Genomic DNA, 19,994 nt, shown 5'->3' with positions numbered 1-19,994 from the left:
CCCTCACCCCCGCGGCTTCTTCCCCGCCAGCGACGACAGCACGCCGCGCATCGTGCGGATTTCCTGGCTCGACCAGCCGGGCTTGGTCAGCAGCGTGCGCAGCGTGCGGCGCGTCGTCTGGATCTTGTCGGGCGGATAGAAGAAGCCCGCGCCCATCAGCATTGTGTCGAGCTGGCCGATCATCCCGTCAAGCTCCTCCTGCGGCGCGGGCGGCATGATCGGGTTGATCGAGGGCTGGCTGAGCTCGCGCTCCGCGGTCAGCCCCTTCGACCATTCATAGGCGACCAGGATCACCGCCTGGGCGAGGTTGAGCGAGCCGAATTCGGGGTTGATCGGCACGGTGATGATCGTCCGCGCGACCGCGACGTCGTCGGTTTCGAGCCCTGAGCGCTCGGGTCCGAACAGGATGGCGGAGCGGCCGGGCGCGGCGTGGATCTCGGTCGCGGCCTGTTCGGGGGTCACGACAGGCTTGGTGACGCCGCGCTTGCGGACCGTTGTCGCGAAGACCTGTGCGCAGTCGGCGGTGGCGGCGGCGACGCTGTCATAGACCTTGGCGTTCTGCAGGACGATGTCGGCGCCGCTGGCGGCGGGGCCGGCCGACGGGTTGGGCCAGCCGTCGCGCGGGGAGACGAGGCGCATCTCGACGAGCCCGAAGTTGAGCATCGCGCGCGCGGCCTTGCCGATGTTTTCGCCGAGCTGGGGGCGGACTAGGATTATGACGGGGGGTGGGGTTGGGTCCGCCACGGTGCTTCGACTTCGCTCAGCACGAACGGGGGGAGGGAGTGAGGCATCAACGGCGGAGGGTGGTGCGGCACCCTCCTCTTCCTCCGTTCGCCCTGAGCGAAGTCGAAGGGCACGCTCCCGCGGGGGGATCGCCGCATCGTGCAGATCCGCCCAATCGCCACGCGAGAGCGCTTCCTTCTTGCGCCGCGACCAGCCCTTGACCTGGAACTCGGCCGCGAGGGCCTCGTGTCGGGACGGGAAGTCCTGGCTCCACATCAGCGTCACGGGGCGGCGCGTCTGCGTGTAGCCAGCCACCTCGCCGAGGTTGTGCTGGCCGATCCGGCGTTCGAGATCGTCCGTATGTCCGGTGTAATAACTGTCGTCGGCGCAGCGCACCATATAGGCCCAGAATGTCATGGCCGGGGCTTACGCGGTGGCGTGGTGGTCAAACAAGTCCTTCGACTTCGCTCAGGACGAACGGGGTGGGGGTGGTGCGCGTCTCGACGAGCGCGCGGGCTCTCGGGGCCGGGTGGCCCGCAGGACCTCGCCCCCTTCCGTTCGCCCTGAGCGAAGTCGAAGGGCCCCCGCCAGGGAAACGACCGACGGTCAGATCACTCCGCCCGCCCGACCTCCTCGACACTCCCGGCAAATGCCTCGAAGTCCTTCGCCTCGCTGAAGTCGCGGTACACGCTAGCGAACCGGATATACGCGACCGAATCGAGCCCCTTGAGCCCGTCCATCACCATCTCGCCAATCCGCTTCGACGTGACGTCGTTCTCGCCGAGCGTCTCGAGCCGGCGCTGGATCCCGCTGACGAGCTTGTCGATCCGTCCCGGCTCGATCGCGCGTTTGCGCGTCGCGATCGAGAGCGAGCGGAGCAGCTTCTCGCGGTCGAACGGCTCCCGGCGCCCCTCGCTTTTCAGCACGAACAACTCGCGCAGCTGGATGCGCTCGAACGTCGTGAAACGCGCGGCGCAGCCTTCGCATTGGCGCCGGCGCCGGATTGCCGCCCCGTCTTCGGTGGGGCGGCTGTCCTTGACCTGGCTGTCTTCATGTCCGCAAAAGGGGCAGCGCATTCAGACCTTCTTCTTGCCCTTGTAATAGGCATAGCCCGCGCCCGCGAGCGCGCCGAAGATCGGGCCGATCACCGGCACCGGAATCGCGACGACCGCGCCGAGCGCGCTCCACTTGGCCATGCTCTTGCCGAGGCCGGGGGTCGCCTTGATGTCGTTCTGGATGTCATCGATCTTCGACATGCTCGTTATCCTTGATAGATGGGGAAGCGCGCGCACAGCGTGCGAACACGTGCCCGAACGTCCGCCTCGACCTGCGGGTCCCCATGCTCGCCCTTTTTCGCGAGCCCGTCCAGCACGTCGGCGACCATGTTGCCGATCTCGCGGAATTCGGCCGGACCGAAGCCGCGCGTCGTGCCGGCAGGGGTGCCGACGCGGATGCCGCTGGTCTTCATCGGCGGGAGCGGATCGTTGGGGATGCCGTTCTTGTTGCAGGTGATCCCTGCACGCTCGAGCGCCTCGTCCGCGTCGCGACCGGTGATGCCGAGCGGGGTGAGGTCGATCAGCGCGAGATGCGTGTCGGTGCCGCCTGAGACGACGTCCGAGCCGCGCTCCTTGAGCGTCGCCGCCAGCACCTTCGCATTCTCGACGACGGCGGCGATATAGCTCTTGAAGTCGGGCTGGAGCGCCTCGCCGAACGCGACCGCCTTGGCTGCGATCACGTGCATCAGCGGCCCGCCCTGAAGCCCCGGGAACACCGCCGAGTTGATCTTCTTCGCGATGGCCTCGTCGTTGGTCATGATCATGCCGCCGCGCGGACCGCGCAGCGTCTTGTGCGTGGTCGTGGTCACGACATGCGCATGGCCGAACGGCGTCGGGTGAAGCCCCGCCGCGACGATGCCTGCGAAATGCGCCATGTCGACCATGAAATAGGCGCCGACCTTGTCCGCGATGGCGCGGAAACGGGCGAAATCGATGACGCGCGGATAGGCCGAGCCGCCCGCGATGATCAGCTTCGGCTGATGCTCGACCGCCAGCGCCTCGACCTGGTCATAGTCGATCAGGTGCGTGGTGGCGTCGACGCCGTACTGAATCGCGTTGAACCACTTGCCCGACTGGGCGGGCTTGGCGCCGTGGGTCAGGTGGCCGCCGGCGTCGAGGCTCATGCCGAGGATCGTGTCGCCGGGCTTGACCAAAGCGAGCATCACCGCGCCGTTCGCCTGCGCGCCCGAATGCGGCTGGACGTTGACAAAGCCGCAACCGAAGATCTGCTTGGCGCGCTCGATCGCGAGCGTCTCGACCGTGTCCGACGGCGCGCAGCCCTGGTAATAGCGCTTGCCCGGATAGCCTTCGGCATATTTGTTGGTGAAGACCGAGCCCTGCGCCTCGAGCACCGCCTTGGAGACGATGTTCTCGGATGCGATCAGCTCGATCTGGGTCTGCTCGCGCTCGAGCTCCGCCTCGACGCCGGCGAAGACGGCGGCATCGGCATCGGCGAGGCCGCGGGTGAAGAAGCCGTCCGGCTGGACGTCATGGAGCGTGTTGGGCTGGGTGCTCATGCGGGGACCTTTGCGGAAGTCCGGTCGACGGCGGAGAGCTTGTCGACACGGTGTTGATGACGGCCGCCGGCGAAATCGGCGGACAGGAAGGCGTCTACGCACGCTTTTGCCATTTCCTCGCCGATCAGGCGGGCGCCCATCGCGATGGCATTGGCGTCGTTGTGGATCCGCGCGAGGCTCGCCGACAGCGGCTCGGAGACGAGCGCGCAGCGGCAGGCGGGATTGCGATTGGCGGCGATCGAGATGCCGATGCCCGAGCCGCACAGCGCAATGCCGCGCTCGGCGCGACCGTCGTCGATCGCGGCGGCCAGCGCATAGCCGTAATCGGGATAATCGACGCTCGCGGTGCCCTCGGGGCCGAGATCGAGCACGTCGTGCCCGGCCTCGCGCAGCCACGCGGTCAGCACCGCTTTCAACGAAACGGCGGCATGGTCGGACGCGATGGCGATGCGCACCTGGCGTATTCCTGTGATCGGGATCGGGTGCCCAGCCCTTTACCGAGCCGAGCCGGGATTTGCCACACCTGTTCGCGAAGGCGGCGCATAGAGCCTGACGATCCCCCGCCGCCAGGGGGAGGATTGCAATGACCGCCCTGCCGCCTGCAAAGAGATCCCCATGAAAGCTCTCGCCCTAACCGCCGCCCTTGCCGCCCTCGTCCTCGCCGCCTGTTCCGGACCGGCACCCGAGACGCGCGGCGATGCGAGCATGACGTCGGCGGGCGCAACCGAGACGACGCGCCCCGAAAAGGTCGTCGCAGAACCGACGCGCGACCTGTCGGGGCGGTGGATCGGCGTCGAGGGCATGGTCCTCGACGTGACGCCGGCGGGTGAACCGGGGCAGTTCCGGCTCGCGATGCAGTGGGATCTCGACCACAAGGGGGTGTTCGATGCGCGCGCGGTCGGCGACACGATCGTCTTCACGCGCGACGGGGTGCGCGAGATCCTGCGGCCGACGAACGGCGACGCGACGGGTCTGAAATATCTGGCCGGCAAGACCGACTGCCTGACGGTCAAGACGGGCGAAGGCTATTGTCGCCGCGGATCAACGCGCTAGTGTCGGTCGCGTGACCCTGTCCAAGCCCCAGGCGGATGCCGCCCGCGCCCATCTCTCGAGTGTCCTGATCCGGACCGGCGAGGAAGACCGTGACGCCTTTCGCGAGCTTTATGCGCTGACCCAGGCGAAGCTTTTCGGGATCACCCTGCGTATCTGTGGCAATGCTCAAGCCGCGGAGGATGTGCTGCACGACGTCTATCTCACGATCTGGAAGCGCGCCGGCGGCTGGGAACCCGGTCGTGCGAGCCCGATCACCTGGCTGGCGACGATCGCGCGCAATCGTGCGATCGACTGGCAGCGCGCACAGGGCGTCCGCCGCGCCTCGCCGATCGACGATGCACCGGACATTGCCGACCCGCAGCCGAGCGCCGAGGCCTTGCTGCTCGACGACGAGGCGACGCGGCGGTTGCACGCCTGTCTCGAGGGTCTGGAGCAGCAGCAGCGCGACGTGATCCGGACCGCGTTCTTCGATGGCGTGACCTATGCCGAGCTCGCGCTGCGTCGCGCGGTGCCGCTCGGGACGATGAAGAGCTGGGTGCGGCGCGGGCTGGCCCGATTGAAGGATTGCCTCGGTGGCTGATCGTGATCCGCTTGCGGGCGAATTCGCCCTGGGCCTGCTCGAGGGCGACGAGCGGGCGGCGGCGGTGCGCCGCCTGCTCGCCGAACCCGGTTTCGCCGCCGATGTGGAATGGTGGCGCACGCAGTTCGCGGCGCTGTTCGACCTGTGGCCCGAGCATGACGCGCCACCGCAGCTCGCGGCGCGGGTCGAGACGAGTCTCGACGCCCTCACCCGCCAATCGGGTCGCACGGCCGACGGCGTGACCACGCTCCGCAGCGGGGCGCGGTCGCCCTGGCCGTGGCTGGCGGCGGCGAGCAGCGCGGTCGCCGCCTGCCTGCTGCTGTTCATCGCGGTCGAGCCGCGGTCGGCGCCACCGGTGTCGCAGCCGATCCCGGCGGCGCGGCCGAGCAGCGTGCTGGTCGCGATGCTGGGCGATGCCAAGTCGCCCGTCGCCGCGGTGTACGACCCCGCGACCGGGGCGCTGCGCGTCGCGGCCGGGCCGGGTGTGCCCGATGCGCGTGTCGCGCAGCTCTGGGTGATCGGCGGCGACGGCGTGCCGCATTCGCTCGGGCTGCTTGCCGCGCGGCCGACGGTGCTGGCGCCGCGGGGCGCGGATCGCGGCCGGATCGCGCCGGGCGCGACGCTGGCGATCTCGATCGAACCGCTGGGCGGCTCGCCGACCGGGCTGCCGACCGGTCCGGTCGTCGCGACCGGCGTGGTCGCGCGCGTCTGATGGCGCCCGCGCCTGCGCCCTCCGGTGGCATTCCGCCGATCGCGCGGCTGCTCGGGCTGTCGGGGCTGTTGCCGCAGATCGGCGCGGTCGCGCTGCTGCTCGGCAACGACCCTGCGAGCCGATTTTCCGCGCTGGCGGTCGCCTATGCCTATGCCGCGCTGATCCTCAGCTTTCTCGGCGGGCTGTGGTGGGGGCTGGCCGCGCGCACCGAGGGGGCGCCGCGCTGGCTGTGGTTCGCGAGCGTGGCACCGTCGCTGATCGCACTGGTGACCGCCTGGCCGTGGATGGTCGGGCTGCGCTGGCCGGGGCCGTCGCTGGTGGTGCTCGGAATCAGCCTGATCGGCGCGCTGCTCGTCGATCGGGCGCTGGTCCGCGCCGGCATCGCGCCACCGGGGTGGATGGCGCTGCGCGTGCCGCTGTCGCTGGGGCTCGGTGTCCTGACCCTCACGGCGGCGGCACTATAGGCCGGTCCGGCTCAGGCCGCCTTGCGCAGGTCCAGACGGCTCCAGATCTCGACCAGCGCGTCGGTCAGTTCGCGCATCATCGCCTCGGTATGCGCGGGGCCGGGCGTGAAGCGCAGCCGCTCGGTACCGCGCGGCACGGTCGGATAGTTGATCGGCTGGACGTACACGCCGTATTCGGCGAGCAGCACGTCGCTGATCTTCTTCGCCTTGACCGGATCGCCGACCATCAAGGGCACGATATGCGTGTCGCCGATCATCACCGGCAGCCCGGCATCCTTCAGCATCGCCTTCAGCATCGCCGCCGACGCCTGCTGCCCGTCGCGCTCGACGCTCGACGCCTTGAGATGCCGGACGCTGGCGAGCACGCCCGCGACGAGCACCGGCGACAGCGAGGTCGTGAAGATGAACCCCGGCGCATAGCTGCGGATCACGTCGACGATCGTGCGATCAGCGGCGATATAGCCCCCCATCACGCCGAACGCCTTGCCGAGCGTGCCCTCGAGGATCGTGATCCGGTGCGCGACCTGATCACGTTCGGAAATGCCGCCGCCGCGCGCGCCGTACATGCCGACCGCATGGACTTCGTCGCAATAGGTCAGCGCGTTGTAGCGATCGGCGAGATCGCAGATCGCCGAGATCGGCGCGATGTCGCCTTCCATCGAATAGACGCTCTCGAACGCGATCAGCTTCGGTGCGCTCGGATCCTCGGCGGCGAGCAGCTCCTCGAGATGCGCGAGGTCGTTGTGCCGGAACACGCGCTTCTCGCAGCCCGAATTGCGAATGCCCGCGATCATCGACGCGTGGTTCAGCTCGTCCGAAAAGATGATGCAGCCCGGCAGGACCTTGGCGAGCGTCGCCAGCGTCGCCTCGTTCGAGACATAGCCGCTGGTGAACAGCAACGCCGCTTCCTTGCCGTGCAGGTCGGCGAGTTCGCCCTCGAGGTCGACATGGTAATGCGTGTTGCCGCCGATGTTGCGCGTGCCGCCCGAGCCCGCACCGACATCGTGCAGCGCCTCTTCCATCGCCGCGATCACCTTGGGGTGCTGACCCATGGCGAGATAATCGTTCGAGCACCAGACGGTGATCGGCTTGGGGCCGTTATGTCCGGCGAAGCAGCGCGCGTTCGGAAACGCGCCCTTGTTGCGCAGGATATCGATGAAGACGCGGTAGCGGCCCTCGGCATGGAGGCGGTCGATCGCCTGCGTGAAGACGCGCGAATAATCGACTCGTGGGCCCGCAATGCCGTCGGCCGTCGTGGAGACATCCGTAATCATGACCTGGGGCACTACGCCTCGCTTTCCGTCTAATCCAGCGCAATACCGTTGTTACGGTGATCGCTTTCCTCGTCCTTGTAGAACATTGCCATGCTGCGCGCATGACGCAAGCGGGCATATTGTCCCAAGCCTTGCGTCAGAGCTGCTCCATCCGGGTGAACCCGTGCCGGGCGAGTGCGGGGGCGAGCGCCTGTTCGTCGGGGCCGAGTCGCGTGAAGACCGCGACCCCTTCGCCGCCACCGGCCCAAGACTCCCCTTGCATCAGGTGGACGATCCGGCGCGCGATGCCGGGGCCGCCATCGACGAAGCGGATGTCCCGCGTCCCGGCGGCGGCGGCCAGCTCGGGGGCGACCAGCGGAAAATGCGTGCAGGCGTTGACGATCACGTCGATCGCCTCGCCGCCGGGTTGCGCAAACAGGCCGTCGAGGACGGCGGCATAGCGGTCGGGCGCGACCGCGCGGCCGTGGAGCTTGGCCTCCGCCATCTCGACCAGCGCCGCCGAGCCGTGGCGCAGGACGGTGCAGTCGGCCGCGAACCGCGCCGCGAGATCGTCGACATAGGCCTGGCGCACCGTCGCCTCGGTGCCGAGCACGCCGATCGTCCGCGTCACCGACAGCGCGGCGGCGGGCTTGATCGCGGGGACCGTGCCGACCACCGGCAGATCGAGCGCGGCGCGCACCACCGGCAGCGCGATCGTCGACGCGGTGTTGCACGCGATCACGATCAGCCGCGGCCGATACCGCTCCGCCAGCCGCCCGAGCAGCACCGGCACGCGCGCGGCGATCTCCGCCTCGCTCTTGGTGCCATAGGGAAAGCCGGCCGAGTCGGCGGCATAGACGAACGGCGCGTCCGGCAGGGCAGCGCGCGCGGGGCCGACGATCGACAAGCCGCCGACGCCGGAATCGAAGAACAGGATGGGGCGAACGTCCATCACCGCGCCTTAGGCGGTATCGATGGCGGGTGACAGCCTGCCGGGAGGGCCGAAGGTTGGCAGGGGTGTCGCCCGTCGCCCGCACGGCGCTTCCGCCGCCCGCGCCTTACGGTATCCGCCCCCCCTTCTTCCGTCATCCTGACGAAAGTCAGGATCCAGAGTTGCGAGCGTCGTCCTACCTGGCTCTGGATCCTGACTTTCGTCAGGATGACGGGGTGGAGGTGCCCGGGCGCGCCCCGCGACGCCCACGGACGCGGCATTTGCCGTCCGCCCCGGGTCGTTTATAGCGGGGCGGAACGGGGGAGCTTTCTTGCAGACGGACATATTCTGGGTCGCGCCGACGCTGTCGCTGGCGCTCGGCTACCTGCTGGGGTCGATCCCGTTCGGCGTCATCCTCACGCGGCTGGGCGGCGCGGGCGATCTGCGGACGATCGGATCGGGCAATATCGGCGCGACCAACGTGCTGCGGACCGGGCGCAAGGGCCTCGCCGCGGCGACGCTGCTGCTCGACATGGCCAAGGGTCTGGTCGCGGTGCTGCTGGTGGCGCATCTGTTCCCCGGCAACGCGCTGCTCGCGGCGGCCGGCGCCTTTATCGGCCATTGCTACCCGGTCTGGCTGCGGTTCCGCGGCGGCAAGGGCGTCGCGACGCTGATGGGAATCGTCGTCGCGCTCCACTGGCCGCTCGGGCTGGTCTATGCGGCGGTGTGGCTCGGCCTGCTCGGCACGTTGCGGATCTCGTCGGTCGCGGGCATCGCCGCGGCGTTCAGCGCACCGCTCGCCGCCGCGCTGTTCGGGCGCATGGATCTGGTCCTGCTGCTCCTCGCGCTTGCGCTGATCGTCGGGTGGAAACACCGTGAGAATGTCCAGCGGTTGCTCGCCGGGACCGAGCCGCGGATCGGTGGCACCAGCCGGCCGCGTGGTGGCTGACACCGCGGTCGCCAGACTTCGGCTCATCCGTACGACCGGGATCGGACCGGTCACCTATCGCCAGCTGATCGCCCGCTTCGGCAGTGCGCAGGCCGCGATCGACGCGCTGCCGACGCTGGCCGCACGCGGCGGCGGGCGCGTCCCGCGGGTCGCGGACCGGACGCTGGTCGACCGCGAGATGGCGGTGACGGCGCGGCTCGGCGCCCGCTACCTCTTTGTCGACGACCCCGATTACCCCCGCCTGCTGGCCGAGACCGAGACCGCGCCGCCGGTGCTGATCCTGCGCGGCGACATCGCGCATGCAACCCGGCCGTGCATCGCGATGGTCGGCGCGCGCAACGCCTCTGCCGCCGCGTGCCGCTTCGCGCGCGAACTCGCGCATGCGCTCGCCGAGGCGGGCACGACGGTCGTGTCGGGCGTCGCCCGCGGGATCGACACCGCCGCACATGTCGGTGCGCTCGGGAAGAACGGCACGGGAACCGGATCCGGCGGCACGATCGGCGTCATCGCGAGTGGTATCGACATCGCCTACCCGCCCGACAACGCTGCGCTGCAGGACGCGATCGCCACGCACGGGCTGTTGCTCGCCGAACAGCCGCCCGGGACCGAACCCAAGGCGCGCAACTTCCCGTCGCGCAACCGCATCATCGCAGGGCTCTCGATCGGGACGGTGGTGGTCGAGGCGGTGCCCAAATCGGGCTCGCTCATCACCGCGCGGCTCGCCGCCGAGCAGGGACGCGAAGTGATGGCGGTGCCCGGCAGCCCGCTCGATCCGCGTGCGCAGGGGTGCAACCTGCTGATCCGCGAGGGGGCGACGCTCGTCCAGTCGGCCGCGGACATTCTCGAACAGATCCGTCCGTTCGACAGCCGCTCGGTCCGTTCCCCCGTCGACGCCTATACCGGGCAGGACACCGGCGGTGGGTATCCGGACGATGCGAGCGAGGCCGACCGGCGCGCGGTTGCCGACCTGCTCGGCCCCGTCCCCGTCGGGATCGACGAACTCGTCCGCCAGTCGCACCGGGCGCCGGCGATCGTCCAGCTGATCCTGCTCGAGCTCGAACTGGCCGGCCGGCTGGAACGGCATGCGGGCGGGCGGGTCAGCCTGATCTGGGCCGGGCCCGCCGGCTAGGCGCAACGCCGGTGGTCGCCAGCGCCAGCGCGATCGCCGCACGCTGTTTCCGGGCGAGCGCGTCCGCATCGTCGCAGGCCCGCTCGATCGTCGCGATCAATCCGTCGAGCTCGCGCTGATCGTCCTCGATCAGGAGCGGCGTGGTCGTGCGCAGCGCGGCCCGGCGCAGCGTCGCGATCCGTCGCGCCAGCACCGTGCATTTGCGTTGCGCGAGGACGAGTGCCGCGGGGGTCATGCGACACCCGCCGGATCCACCCGGACAGTGATCGACGTCCCGGCGCGACAGGACGCGCTTTCCCGGTCGGGGGCGGTGCAGCGTGGCAGAGGGCCCTGATATGTCATGCAATCCGCCGAAATGAGCGCCGATCGATGCGATCTTACACCAACAATTAACCTGATTTGGATCAACTATCCAGCATATGCTCTATCGACATCACTTCGATCCGTCCCGGGCGGGGACGCCATCCGGTCTGCACGATGCGCGCCCGCGATCGCGCACCGCGATGCTGCCACCGCGCCCGCCCTGCCTCTGACAAACGGGCGCGGGCGCCCTATCTGGCGCATTCATGCCGACCAAGCGCCTGCTTGACGGCACCACCCGAACGCCGTCACCCTCGTACGCGTACACGTAAGGATCCCGGTTTCCCCATGCAGCTTGTCATCGTCGAATCGCCTGCCAAGGCCAAAACCATCGAGAAGTATCTCGGCAGCGACTATCGCGTGCTGGCCAGCTACGGCCATGTCCGCGACCTGCCGCCCAAGGACGGCTCGGTGGATCCCGACGACCAGTTCGCGATGACGTGGGAGAATTACGCCGACAAGTCGAAGCAGCTGAAAGCGATCACCGACCTCGCCAAGACGGCCGACCGCCTGATCCTCGCGACCGATCCGGATCGCGAGGGCGAGGCGATTTCGTGGCACGTCCGCGAAGTGCTGCGTGCGCGGAAAGCACTGCCGAAGGAGGTCGAGCGCGTCACCTTCAACGCGATCACCAAGGCCACCGTCACCGAGGCGATGAAGAACCCGCGCGAGCTCGACGACGACCTGATCGACGCCTACCGCGCCCGCCGCGCGCTCGATTACCTCGTCGGCTTCACGCTTTCGCCGGTGCTGTGGCGCAAGCTGCCCGGCGCCAAGTCCGCCGGCCGCGTCCAGTCGGTCTCGCTCCGCCTGATCGTCCAGCGCGAGCGCGAGATCGACGTGTTCAAGCCGCAGGAATACTGGTCCGTCACCGCCGAGATGGAGCATGACGGCACCGCGTTCCAGGCGCGCCTGACGCAGTTCGAGGGCAACAAGCTCGACCGGCTGTCGATCGGGAACGAGGGCGACGCGCTGCGGGCCAAGCAGGCGGTGCTCGACGGCAATTTCTCGGTCCAGACGGTCGAGACCAAGCCCGCCACGCGCAACCCGCCGCCGCCGTTCACGACCTCGACGCTCCAGCAGGAAGCGTCGCGCAAGCTCGGCTTCTCCGCCGATCACACGATGCGGATCGCGCAAGGCCTCTACGAGGACGGCGCGATCACCTATATGCGTACCGACGGCGTGCAGATGGACGGCAGCGCGATTTCAGCCGCGCGCCTCGCGGTCGCGAACCGCTTCGACGCGAGCTACGTCCCCGACAAGCCGCGCCAGTACCAGTCGAAGGCGAAGAACGCGCAGGAAGCGCATGAGGCGATCCGCCCCACGGACTTTTCCAAGGACAAGGCCGGCGGCGGCGATCATGCGCGCCTCTACGACCTGATCTTCAAGCGCGCGCTCGCCAGCCAGATGGCGTCGGCGCGGATGGAACGCACGACGGTCGAGATGGCCGACGGCACGGGTCGCAACATCCTGCGCGCAACCGGTCAGGTCGTGCTCTTCCCCGGCTATCTCGCCTTGTACGAGGAAGGCGCCGACGACACGCAGGACGAGGACGCACGCCGCCTGCCGCGGATGAAGGAGGGCGATGCGCCCGCCAAGAAGAAGGTCGACGCCGAGCAGCACTTCACGCAGCCGCCGCCGCGCTTCTCGGAGGCCAGCCTCGTCAAGCGGATGGAGGAGCTGGGCATCGGTCGCCCGTCCACCTATGCCTCGATCATCAAGACGCTGAAGGACCGCGCGTACGTCCGGATCGAGAAGAACCGCTTCTTCGCCGAGGAGAGCGGGCGGCTGGTGACGGCGTTCCTCGAACGCTTCTTCGAGAAATATGTCGGCTACGACTATACCGCCGAACTCGAGGAGGAGCTCGACGACGTGTCGGGCGGCCGCGCGCAGTGGCAGTCGGTGCTCGACGCGTTTTGGCGCGATTTCAAGCCGCGCACGTCCGAGGTGATGGAGCAGCAGCCCAGCGCGATCACCGCCGAGCTCGACACCTTCCTCGCGCCGTACCTGTTCCCCGCCAAGGCGGATGGAGGCGATCCGCGGCTCTGCCCGAATTGCGGCGAGGGGCAGCTCGCGCTGCGTGGCGGCAAGTTCGGCGCGTTCATCGCCTGCTCCAACTATCCCGAGTGCAAATACACCCGCCGCTTCGCGCAGCCCGGCGGTGACGCCGAGACGGATGCGGGTCCGTCGACGCTCGGCACGCATCCCGACACCGGCCAGCCGATCGAGCGCAAGTCGGGACGCTTCGGCCCGTATCTGCAGATCGGCGAGGGCGAGGATCGCAAGATGGCGTCGATCCCGAAGGACATCGGCGAGCTCAACCTCGAATGGGCGGTCAAGCTGCTCTCGCTCCCGCGGACGGTCGGCAATCATCCCGAGACCGGCGAGCCGATCATCGCGACGATCGGCAAGTTCGGGCCGTATCTGAAGCATCAGGGCAAATATGCGCGTCTCACCACGACCGCGGACGTGTTCGAGACGGGCATGAACGCGGCGGTCGTGAAGCTGGCCGAAGCGGCGGCCGGCGGCGGTCGCACCGCGCGCGGGGCGCAGGCGCCGCTCAAGGTGCTCGGCAACCATCCGCGCACCGAGGCGGAGATCAAGCTGATGGAGGGGCGTTACGGTCCCTATGTCACCGACGGCACGACCAATGCGACCCTGCCCAAGTCGATCGAGAAGGACCAGCTGACGCTGGAGGAAGCCGCGTCGCTGGTCGACGCGCGGGCCGCGGCGGCGCCTGCGACGAAGAAGAAGAAGGCGCCCGCCAAGAAGCCCGCGGCGAAGAAGGCACCGGCCAAGGCCGCGGCGGCCAAGGACGGGGAGGCGACGGCGGCGCCGGTTAAGAAGGCTCCGGCCAAGAAGGCGCCTGCGAAAAAGGCAGCGCCGAAGAAGAAGGCCGCAGCGGAATGACGCCCTGATCCTCCCCCGTCAGGGGGGAGGATACAGACAGAAGGCTTACGCCGCGCGGCGTTGCGTCAACTGCATCCAGTCGCGCGCGGCGCGCTGCGCCACCGCAATGTCGCGCGGGCTCATGTCCTCGGCGATCTGCGCGCGGCATTCCTGCGCCGCGTGATTGCCCGACACCGCCGCCAGGTTGAACCATTTATGCGCCTCGATCAGGTCGAGCACGACGCCCGCGGTGCCGGTCGAATACACCATCCCGAGTTCGTAGCAGGCGCGCTCGTCGCCGCGCGCGGCATCGGCGAGGCGCCGTTCGATCAGGAAATTCTTGGTCTTGAGCCTGCCAGCCATTGTCGGTCCCCGCTGTTCCTGCCGACAGACTGGACCGACTCGGCCTGCTCAATGGTTAACGGGGCATTCCGTAGGATTGCCTAGTCGACCGCGATGTTGTCGATCAGCCGGGTCGTGCCCATCCGCGCGGCCGCGAGCAGCCGCCGGGGGCGGGCCGCGCCGGGCTGTTCCGCACCCGTCTGCTCGACGAGAGTCTCGGCATCCGCGAGCGCGACATAGTCGATCGCGAAGCCCGCGCCGACCAGCGCGGTCCGGGCGTCGTCGAGCACGGCGGCGACATCCTCGCCGCGGGCGATCGCACGCGCGGCGACGCCGAGCGCACGCGGCAGCGCGACCGCCTGCCGGCGCTGGTCGTCGTCGAGATAGATGTTGCGCGACGACATGGCGAGGCCGTCATCGTCGCGCTGCGTCGGGACGCCGACGATCTCGATCGCGAAGTCGAGATCTGTGACCATCCGGCGGATGACGGCGAGCTGCTGGAAGTCCTTTTCACCGAAATAGGCGGCATCCGCGCCGACCTGGTTGAACAGCTTGGCGACGACGGTCGCGACGCCGTCGAAATGGCCGGGGCGCGCGGCCCCGTCAAAGCCCTCGCTCACCCCGGCGACGCTGACGTTGGTGGCAAAGCCTTCGGGATACATGACCTCGACGCCCGGCGCCCAGAGCAGGTCGCAGCCGACCTCGTTCAGCAGCCTGATGTCGGCCATCTCGCGCCGCGGATAGCGCGCGAGATCCTCGTTCGGGCCGAACTGTTTGGGGTTCACGAAGATCGACGCGACGACCTTCGTGCCTGGGCGTTTCGCCGCCTCGATCAGCGCGACATGGCCGGCGTGGAGCGCCCCCATCGTCGGGACGAGCGCAACGCGCTGGCCGGCCGCGCGGAACGCGGCGACGCTTTCGCGCAGCATATTCAGGTCCCTGACGGTGTCCACGTGAAACTCCCACTCGATAAGTACGGTCGCGGCTTCTATGAAGGGCGTCACTCACGATCAATAAGGAAACGCGCGTTGGCCACGGGCCCGGATTCCCCTCACGCTTCGACGCACGTCATCGTGTTCGCCAACGAGAAGGGCGGCACGGGCAAATCGACGACCGCGGTCCATGTCGCGATCGCGCTGGCCGCCAGGGGCGCGCGCGTCGCCTGTCTCGACCTCGACCACCGCCAGCGCACCGTCGGCCGCTATCTCGACAACCGCGCCGAGACGATCAAGCGCACCGGCTCCGCGCTGCCGATGCCGCGTCACGCGACGCTGTCGGCGCAGACCGAGGACCAGTTCGAGGATCTGTGGCATTCGCTGTGCGCGGACTCGGATTTCCTCGTCGTCGACACGCCCGGCCGCGACGATCCGTTTGCGCGCACCGCCGCCGCGCTCTCGAACACGCTGGTCACGCCGATGAACGACAGCTTCGTCGATTTCGATCTGATCGGGCAGGTCGATCCCGAAACCTTCCAGGTGACGCGGCCGAGTTTCTATTCCGAGCTGATCTGGGATGCGCGCAAGCAGCGCGCCCGCGCGGACGGGACGACGATCGACTGGGTCGTGCTGCGCAACCGCCTCCAGCATATCGAGGCGCGCAACATGCGCCGCGTCTCGGATGCGCTGGTCCAGCTGTCGAAGCGGGTCGGATTCCGGATCATTCCGGGGCTCGGCGAGCGCGTCATCTACCGTGAGATGTTCCCCGCCGGGCTGACGATGATCGATGCGAAGGAATTCGGCGGCATGGGGCTGGCACACGTCGCCGCGCGCCAGGAACTGCGCGAGATGATGGCGGCGCTGCAGCTGCCCGAGCTGGTCGCCGAAACCGCGCCGCGCGCCGCTGCGCCGGCGTCGCCCGGCCCCGTGTCGGATGTCGCTGCATGACGGACCGCACCACGGTCCGCCGCAGGGCCGCGGCGTGACGTGGATCGCCACCGCACTGCTGATCTGGCTGGCCTGGCGGTATCTGCGCCCCAAGCCGAAACAGCGGGTGGTGACCGACGAGGCGGAGGCGCGCGCGATCCTGGGGATCGACGCGCGTGCGGATGCCGACGCGGTCCGCAGCGCGCACCGGCGGCTGATCGCCTCGGTCCATCCCGACCGCGGCGGCTCGACCGACCTGACGCGGCGGGTGAATGCCGCGCGCGACCTGCTGCTCAAACGCACGCGATAAGCCGACACAGAGACGTATGACGCACCAGTTCGACCCCAGCGCGCTGCGCGAATATGACGTTCGCGGGATCGTCGGCAAAAGCCTCGGTCCTGCAGATGCCACCGCGATCGGCCGGGGGTTCGCGACGCGCGTCCGCAGCGTCGGCGGCACCCGCGTGGCGGTCGGCTATGACGGTCGCCTGTCCTCCCCCGCGCTCGAGGCGGCGCTGGTCGCCGGGCTGGTCGCGGGCGGGGTCGACGTCGTCCGGATCGGTCTCGGCCCGTCGCCGATGCTCTATTATGCCGAGGCGACGCTAGAAGTGGATGGCGGCATCCACGTAACCGGCAGCCATAATCCCGCCGAGTATAACGGCTTCAAGATGGTATTGCGTCACGCCCCATTTTTCGGTGACGACATCCAGGATCTTGCCGCGCTTGCCGCGTCGGGCGCGTGGAGCGAAGGCGCCGGCGTGGTTACCACCGTCGACCTGCGCGACGCCTATGTCGGCCGGCTGATGGCGGGCTATGCCGGCGGCGCGTACCGAATCGGCTGGGATACCGGCAACGGCGCCGCGGGCCCGGTGATCGAGGCGCTGGTCAAGCTCCTCCCGGGTGAGCATCATGTGATCTTCGCCGAAGTCGACGGCAATTTTCCCAATCATCATCCAGATCCTACCGAAGAATCGAACCTTGCCGATCTGAAGCGGCTCGTCACGGAAAACAACCTCGACTTCGGACTGGCCTTTGACGGCGATGGCGACCGGATCGGCGCGGTCGACGCGCTCGGGCGGGTGATCTGGGGGGATCAGATCCTGTCCATCTTGGTCGAGCCCGCGCTGCGCGAGCATCCCGGTGCATCGATCGTCGCGGACGTGAAGTCGTCCCAGGCGCTGTTCGACCGGATCACCGCGCTTGGCGGCAAGGCGGTGATGGCGCCGACCGGGCACAGTTTGATGAAGACGGCGATGACGCGCACCGGCGCCCCGCTCGGCGGCGAGCTGAGCGGGCACCTGTTCTTCGCCGGTGACTATTACGGGTTCGACGACGCCGCCTATGCCGCGGTCCGCCTCATTCGCGCGGTGCATCTGTCGGGACAGTCGCTGACCGCGCTGCACGATGCGATGCCGGCGCTGGTCGCGACGCCCGATCTGCGCTTCCCGGTCGACGATGCGGAGAAATTCGCGGTGGTGGACGCGGTCGTCGCACGGCTGGCGCGCGAGGGCGCGGTGGTCGACCTGACCGACGGCGCGCGCGTCACCACGCCCGATGGCTGGTGGCTGCTGCGCGCGTCGAACACGCAGGCGATGCTGACGGTGCGCGCCGAGGCACGCACCGACGACGCGCTGGCCAGCCTGCTCGCCGCGGTCGATGCGCACCTCGCGGCCTGCGGGGTGACGCGAGCCTGATCCGCGTGCCGCCCCGCGCGCGGCGATTGACTCGGGGCCGGGCTACCCTACCCTCCGCCATCATCCCAAGGAGTGCCGCGTGGAGCGACCCATCGACGAATTCCGGTCCAGCACGCGCCGCTGGCTGCTCGGCAGCTTTGCCGGCTGGGGAACGCTGCTGACCTGCCTGGTCGGCGTGGGTTTCGTGCTGATCGGGCTGCGCTGGCTCCGGAACCGGAGCACGACCTTCGAGATCACCGACCAGCGGCTGATCGTGAAGCGCGGCATCCTGTTCAAGACGATCGACGAGATCGAGCTCTACCGGATCAAGGACGTCCGGCTCGGCTATTCGCTGCTCAACCAGATGACCGACATCGGCACGATCGTGCTGACGTCGACCGATCGCACGACCGGCGGCGGCGAATTCGTCCTGCGCGACGTGCCGATGGCGCGCGACCGGCGCGAAGGGCTGCGCACGCTCGTCGACCGTGCGCGCCAGCGGCGCGGCGTGCGCGAGGTCGATATCGACCGGGATGGTGCATACGCGCTGGATTAGCCGCGCTTTTGTCCCCACATGGCAGTCATGGCGCCATCTTATGCAAAGCCCAAACCCCAGCCGCAGATGATCCGGGTCATCGACCTCGAGACCACCGGATCGGCTCCCCCCGCGCATGGCGTGTGCGAGATCGGCTGGCAGGACGTCGCGCTGGGTGAGGACGGGCGCTGGGAAATCTACGGCGAGGGCGGCAGTCTGCTGGTCAATCCGGGCCGGCTGATTCCGCCGGTAACGCAGGCGATCCACCATATTCTCGACGAGCATGTCGCCGATGCGCCCTGGTGGCATGATTGCGCGCGTCAGGTGCTCGATCCCTGGCCGCGACGGCTCGCGCTGGCGGCGCACCGTGCCGATTTCGAACAGAAATTCTGCACCCCCGCGCTGACCCGCGATGCCGAATGGATCTGTACCTGGAAATGCGCGCTTCGGCTGTGGCCCGATTCGCCGAGCTTCTCGAACCAGGTGCTGCGCTATTGGCGCAAGCCCGCGGGGATGGAGCATGAGCGCGGCCTGCCCGCGCATCGCGCCTTCCCCGACGCCTATGTCACCGCCTTCCATCTGCGCGACATGCTCAACGAGGCGAGCCTGGCGCAGCTGATCGAATGGTCGCGTGATCCCGGCCTGATCCCGCGCGTGCGCTATGGCCCCGACCGCGGCAAGGAATGGTCCGAACTGGATCATGAGACCCTGATGGCGTTCCTGACCGATCGCGATCCCGATATCCGCTTCACCGCCAATCACGAGATGGATCGGCGAAGTGGTGGCGGCCGTGTCGGCAAGGCGAGCGCGCAGGAACTGTTGCTCTAGAGCGACTTCGCGGCGGATACATATAATACGTACCAAAACATTGCGCGCGTTTATATTATTCGTGAATTGAACTATGATCGTGTCTCCTTCGGTGAAGTGGAGACCCCTTCATGCGCAAGTTCATCATCATTGCTGCAGCATTTGCAATCGCTACGATGCCGGCCACCGCGAATGCAGCCACCAACGCAGCGGTGCCATTGTCTGTCGCCAAGTCGGTGCGTGTATCGACGCAGACCGTCAGGAAGACCAAGCTTGCCGGTCCGAGCCTGATCGTCCCCCTGCTCGCAACGGTTGTCATCGTGGGCGGCGCCATTCTGCTCGCCTCGAGCGACGACGAGGATTCGGACAGCAACTGAGCAAACGAACGGCGTAGCGATGTCATCCGCTCGAACGGCAGCGGTCTCGCCTTGTCGGGCGGGTTAGAGGCCCTGCCAAAGTCGAACCATGACGACGATATCACCGGGTCATGATGATCCGTGATCTTGATGGCCATCCCGACCGATCGCGATTGCGATCTCCGGGTCTCGGCCAATCCCGCGATCGATGCGGCACAGTGGCGACCGCCGCGTTGGCAAGGCCAGCACCCGAAAACTGTTGCCCTAGGGTCACGGTCGGCGACCGATAATTGCCCCCGATCGGTTTAGACGTTGCTTCATTTTTAATACAAACGCCTATACTGTGCGCTCTTCTCATAAAGTTACGGAGTTGTTCTCATGCGTAAGATCCTTCTCACGGCTGCTGCCGTTGCCGTCTCGGCCATGCCCGTCGCGGCAAATGCTGCTGCAAATTCCGCAGCGTCGCTGTCGGTCGCCAAGTCGGTGCGCGCTGCATCGCCGACTGCCAAGAAGAACAAGGTTGCCGGTGCCGGTCTGGTCATCGTCGCCGTCGCTGCCGTCGCCGTGGGCGGCGCGCTGTATCTCGCGATCGACGACGACAACAACTCCGACAGCAACTAAGACATAACGGGGTCGGCGCTGGCGCCGGCCCCACCCTGGCGGGCCGGTGTCGATGCCCATCCGGCGCGGCCAGACGCCCCGATCCTCGCAATCGCCGTCGCGCAGCCGCCGGTATCCACCCTCTCCGGCCGCCGTCCGTCAGTATCGCTGGCGTAACGATAGGCGGTATCCTAGACGGGTCGC

The 19,994-nt window shown here is 68.3% G+C and carries 24 protein-coding genes; 14 read left to right on the top strand and 10 right to left on the bottom strand.

The features are described 5' to 3' along the window. Positions 1-3: 3 nt before the first annotated feature. The 5 genes from SOM18_RS13715 to rpiB all read right to left on the bottom strand — a co-directional run bounded on the left by SOM18_RS13715 (position 4) and on the right by rpiB (position 3,750). Complete coding sequence (locus tag SOM18_RS13715; RefSeq protein ID WP_081874324.1) at positions 4-1,140, bottom strand: TrmH family RNA methyltransferase; 1,137 nt, start codon at positions 1,138-1,140, stop codon at positions 4-6. Between the two features lie 194 nt (positions 1,141-1,334). Then, positions 1,335-1,799: a transcriptional regulator NrdR gene (nrdR, locus tag SOM18_RS13710; protein ID WP_031394945.1), complete on the bottom strand. Its 465-nt coding sequence runs from the start codon at positions 1,797-1,799 to the stop codon at positions 1,335-1,337. After that, a complete protein-coding gene (locus SOM18_RS13705) occupies positions 1,800-1,979 on the bottom strand; it encodes a hypothetical protein (RefSeq protein WP_031394946.1) in 180 nt (59 codons plus the stop codon). Positions 1,980-1,984: 5 nt separating this feature from the next. Beyond that, positions 1,985-3,295, bottom strand: a complete 1,311-nt coding sequence (locus SOM18_RS13700; protein WP_031441042.1) for a serine hydroxymethyltransferase — start codon at positions 3,293-3,295, stop codon at positions 1,985-1,987. Continuing rightward, on the bottom strand, positions 3,292-3,750 hold the full coding sequence (gene rpiB, locus SOM18_RS13695; RefSeq protein ID WP_031441041.1) for a ribose 5-phosphate isomerase B: 459 nt from the start codon (positions 3,748-3,750) through the stop codon (positions 3,292-3,294). The genes SOM18_RS13700 and rpiB overlap by 4 nt, the downstream gene beginning before the upstream one ends. Before the next feature lie 160 nt (positions 3,751-3,910). On the opposite strand from rpiB, the gene SOM18_RS13690 reads away from it, so the two are divergent. The 4 genes from SOM18_RS13690 to SOM18_RS13675 are packed head-to-tail and all read left to right on the top strand — an operon-like array spanning position 3,911 to position 6,104. Beyond that, complete coding sequence (locus SOM18_RS13690; protein WP_042467299.1) at positions 3,911-4,348, top strand: hypothetical protein; 438 nt, start codon at positions 3,911-3,913, stop codon at positions 4,346-4,348. Between the two features lie 10 nt (positions 4,349-4,358). Further along, on the top strand, positions 4,359-4,928 hold the full coding sequence (locus SOM18_RS13685; RefSeq protein ID WP_031441039.1) for a sigma-70 family RNA polymerase sigma factor: 570 nt from the start codon (positions 4,359-4,361) through the stop codon (positions 4,926-4,928). Next, on the top strand, positions 4,921-5,640 hold the full coding sequence (locus SOM18_RS13680; RefSeq protein WP_320481827.1) for an anti-sigma factor: 720 nt from the start codon (positions 4,921-4,923) through the stop codon (positions 5,638-5,640). The genes SOM18_RS13685 and SOM18_RS13680 overlap by 8 nt, the downstream gene beginning before the upstream one ends. Beyond that, positions 5,640-6,104 (top strand): DUF3429 domain-containing protein, encoded by a 465-nt coding sequence (locus SOM18_RS13675; RefSeq protein WP_031440101.1) that lies wholly within the window; start codon positions 5,640-5,642, stop codon positions 6,102-6,104. The genes SOM18_RS13680 and SOM18_RS13675 overlap by 1 nt, the downstream gene beginning before the upstream one ends. 11 nt (positions 6,105-6,115) lie before the next feature. Here SOM18_RS13675 and hemA read toward each other — a convergent pair whose 3' ends face one another. Then, positions 6,116-7,378: a 5-aminolevulinate synthase gene (gene hemA, locus SOM18_RS13670; RefSeq protein WP_042466797.1), complete on the bottom strand. Its 1,263-nt coding sequence runs from the start codon at positions 7,376-7,378 to the stop codon at positions 6,116-6,118. A 136-nt stretch (positions 7,379-7,514) separates the two neighbouring features. Then, entirely contained in the window at positions 7,515-8,309 is a 795-nt protein-coding gene (gene murI / locus SOM18_RS13665; protein ID WP_031440102.1) for a glutamate racemase, read from the bottom strand. Positions 8,310-8,619: 310 nt separating this feature from the next. Here murI and plsY point away from each other — a divergent pair, with 310 nt between their 5' ends. Together plsY and dprA are read left to right on the top strand one after the other, a co-directional pair. Continuing rightward, on the top strand, positions 8,620-9,237 hold the full coding sequence (plsY, locus tag SOM18_RS13660; protein WP_320481826.1) for a glycerol-3-phosphate 1-O-acyltransferase PlsY: 618 nt from the start codon (positions 8,620-8,622) through the stop codon (positions 9,235-9,237). Then, on the top strand, positions 9,230-10,366 hold the full coding sequence (dprA, locus tag SOM18_RS13655) for a DNA-processing protein DprA (RefSeq protein WP_320481825.1): 1,137 nt from the start codon (positions 9,230-9,232) through the stop codon (positions 10,364-10,366). Before plsY ends, dprA begins: the two co-directional genes overlap by 8 nt. On the opposite strand, the gene SOM18_RS13650 is transcribed toward dprA, so the two are convergent. Then, a complete protein-coding gene (locus SOM18_RS13650) occupies positions 10,335-10,601 on the bottom strand; it encodes a hypothetical protein (protein ID WP_031440483.1) in 267 nt (88 codons plus the stop codon). The two genes, dprA and SOM18_RS13650, sit on opposite strands and share 32 nt — an antisense overlap. A 413-nt stretch (positions 10,602-11,014) precedes the next feature. Between SOM18_RS13650 and topA the strand changes: the two genes are divergently transcribed. Beyond that, a complete protein-coding gene (gene topA / locus SOM18_RS13645; RefSeq protein ID WP_320481824.1) occupies positions 11,015-13,636 on the top strand; it encodes a type I DNA topoisomerase in 2,622 nt (873 codons plus the stop codon). Between the two features lie 45 nt (positions 13,637-13,681). On the opposite strand, the gene SOM18_RS13640 is transcribed toward topA, so the two are convergent. Both SOM18_RS13640 and panC read right to left on the bottom strand, forming a co-directional pair. Next, positions 13,682-13,978, bottom strand: coding sequence for a sel1 repeat family protein (locus tag SOM18_RS13640; RefSeq protein WP_031440481.1), 297 nt, complete (start codon positions 13,976-13,978; stop codon positions 13,682-13,684). Between the two features lie 80 nt (positions 13,979-14,058). Further along, positions 14,059-14,910, bottom strand: a complete 852-nt coding sequence (panC, locus tag SOM18_RS13635; protein WP_031440480.1) for a pantoate--beta-alanine ligase — start codon at positions 14,908-14,910, stop codon at positions 14,059-14,061. A 75-nt stretch (positions 14,911-14,985) separates the two neighbouring features. On the opposite strand from panC, the gene SOM18_RS13630 reads away from it, so the two are divergent. From SOM18_RS13630 to SOM18_RS13600, 7 genes are all read left to right on the top strand, one after another. Next, positions 14,986-15,840 (top strand): division plane positioning ATPase MipZ, encoded by an 855-nt coding sequence (locus SOM18_RS13630; protein ID WP_042467017.1) that lies wholly within the window; start codon positions 14,986-14,988, stop codon positions 15,838-15,840. Positions 15,841-15,874: 34 nt separating this feature from the next. Beyond that, entirely contained in the window at positions 15,875-16,129 is a 255-nt protein-coding gene (locus SOM18_RS13625) for a molecular chaperone DnaJ (RefSeq protein WP_031440478.1), read from the top strand. Positions 16,130-16,145: 16 nt separating this feature from the next. Next, positions 16,146-17,513, top strand: a complete 1,368-nt coding sequence (pgmG, locus tag SOM18_RS13620) for a phosphoglucomutase/phosphomannomutase PgmG (RefSeq protein ID WP_031440477.1) — start codon at positions 16,146-16,148, stop codon at positions 17,511-17,513. Positions 17,514-17,592: 79 nt separating this feature from the next. Beyond that, complete coding sequence (locus tag SOM18_RS13615) at positions 17,593-18,048, top strand: PH domain-containing protein (protein ID WP_031440476.1); 456 nt, start codon at positions 17,593-17,595, stop codon at positions 18,046-18,048. Between the two features lie 27 nt (positions 18,049-18,075). Beyond that, positions 18,076-18,855, top strand: a complete 780-nt coding sequence (locus SOM18_RS13610) for an exonuclease domain-containing protein (protein WP_042467016.1) — start codon at positions 18,076-18,078, stop codon at positions 18,853-18,855. A gap of 110 nt (positions 18,856-18,965) precedes the next feature. Continuing rightward, on the top strand, positions 18,966-19,211 hold the full coding sequence (locus SOM18_RS13605; RefSeq protein ID WP_031440475.1) for a hypothetical protein: 246 nt from the start codon (positions 18,966-18,968) through the stop codon (positions 19,209-19,211). 357 nt (positions 19,212-19,568) lie between these two features. Beyond that, positions 19,569-19,811, top strand: a complete 243-nt coding sequence (locus tag SOM18_RS13600) for a hypothetical protein (RefSeq protein WP_031394821.1) — start codon at positions 19,569-19,571, stop codon at positions 19,809-19,811. The last annotated feature ends 183 nt before the right edge of the window (positions 19,812-19,994 follow it).

The organism is Sphingomonas sp. CFBP9019, assembly GCF_034045155.1.
GTDB classification, from domain to species: domain Bacteria; phylum Pseudomonadota; class Alphaproteobacteria; order Sphingomonadales; family Sphingomonadaceae; genus Sphingomonas; species Sphingomonas aerolata.
This window is presented reverse-complemented; position numbering and strand designations above follow the sequence as displayed.

Excerpts from the sequence above, each read along its gene's own strand:
- SOM18_RS13715 (WP_081874324.1), bottom strand. The coding sequence starts at position 1,140 with ATGACATTCTGGGCCTATATGGTGCGCTGCGCCGACGACAGTTATTAC.
- nrdR (WP_031394945.1), bottom strand. The coding sequence starts at position 1,799 with ATGCGCTGCCCCTTTTGCGGACATGAAGACAGCCAGGTCAAGGACAGC.
- SOM18_RS13705 (WP_031394946.1), bottom strand. The coding sequence starts at position 1,979 with ATGTCGAAGATCGATGACATCCAGAACGACATCAAGGCGACCCCCGGC.
- SOM18_RS13700 (WP_031441042.1), bottom strand. The coding sequence starts at position 3,295 with ATGAGCACCCAGCCCAACACGCTCCATGACGTCCAGCCGGACGGCTTC.
- SOM18_RS13690 (WP_042467299.1), top strand. The coding sequence starts at position 3,911 with ATGAAAGCTCTCGCCCTAACCGCCGCCCTTGCCGCCCTCGTCCTCGCC.
- SOM18_RS13675 (WP_031440101.1), top strand. The coding sequence starts at position 5,640 with ATGGCGCCCGCGCCTGCGCCCTCCGGTGGCATTCCGCCGATCGCGCGG.
- hemA (WP_042466797.1), bottom strand. The coding sequence starts at position 7,378 with ATGATTACGGATGTCTCCACGACGGCCGACGGCATTGCGGGCCCACGA.
- murI (WP_031440102.1), bottom strand. The coding sequence starts at position 8,309 with ATGGACGTTCGCCCCATCCTGTTCTTCGATTCCGGCGTCGGCGGCTTG.
- SOM18_RS13650 (WP_031440483.1), bottom strand. The coding sequence starts at position 10,601 with ATGACCCCCGCGGCACTCGTCCTCGCGCAACGCAAATGCACGGTGCTG.
- topA (WP_320481824.1), top strand. The coding sequence starts at position 11,015 with ATGCAGCTTGTCATCGTCGAATCGCCTGCCAAGGCCAAAACCATCGAG.
- SOM18_RS13640 (WP_031440481.1), bottom strand. The coding sequence starts at position 13,978 with ATGGCTGGCAGGCTCAAGACCAAGAATTTCCTGATCGAACGGCGCCTC.
- pgmG (WP_031440477.1), top strand. The coding sequence starts at position 16,146 with ATGACGCACCAGTTCGACCCCAGCGCGCTGCGCGAATATGACGTTCGC.
- SOM18_RS13610 (WP_042467016.1), top strand. The coding sequence starts at position 18,076 with ATGGCGCCATCTTATGCAAAGCCCAAACCCCAGCCGCAGATGATCCGG.
- SOM18_RS13605 (WP_031440475.1), top strand. The coding sequence starts at position 18,966 with ATGCGCAAGTTCATCATCATTGCTGCAGCATTTGCAATCGCTACGATG.
- SOM18_RS13600 (WP_031394821.1), top strand. The coding sequence starts at position 19,569 with ATGCGTAAGATCCTTCTCACGGCTGCTGCCGTTGCCGTCTCGGCCATG.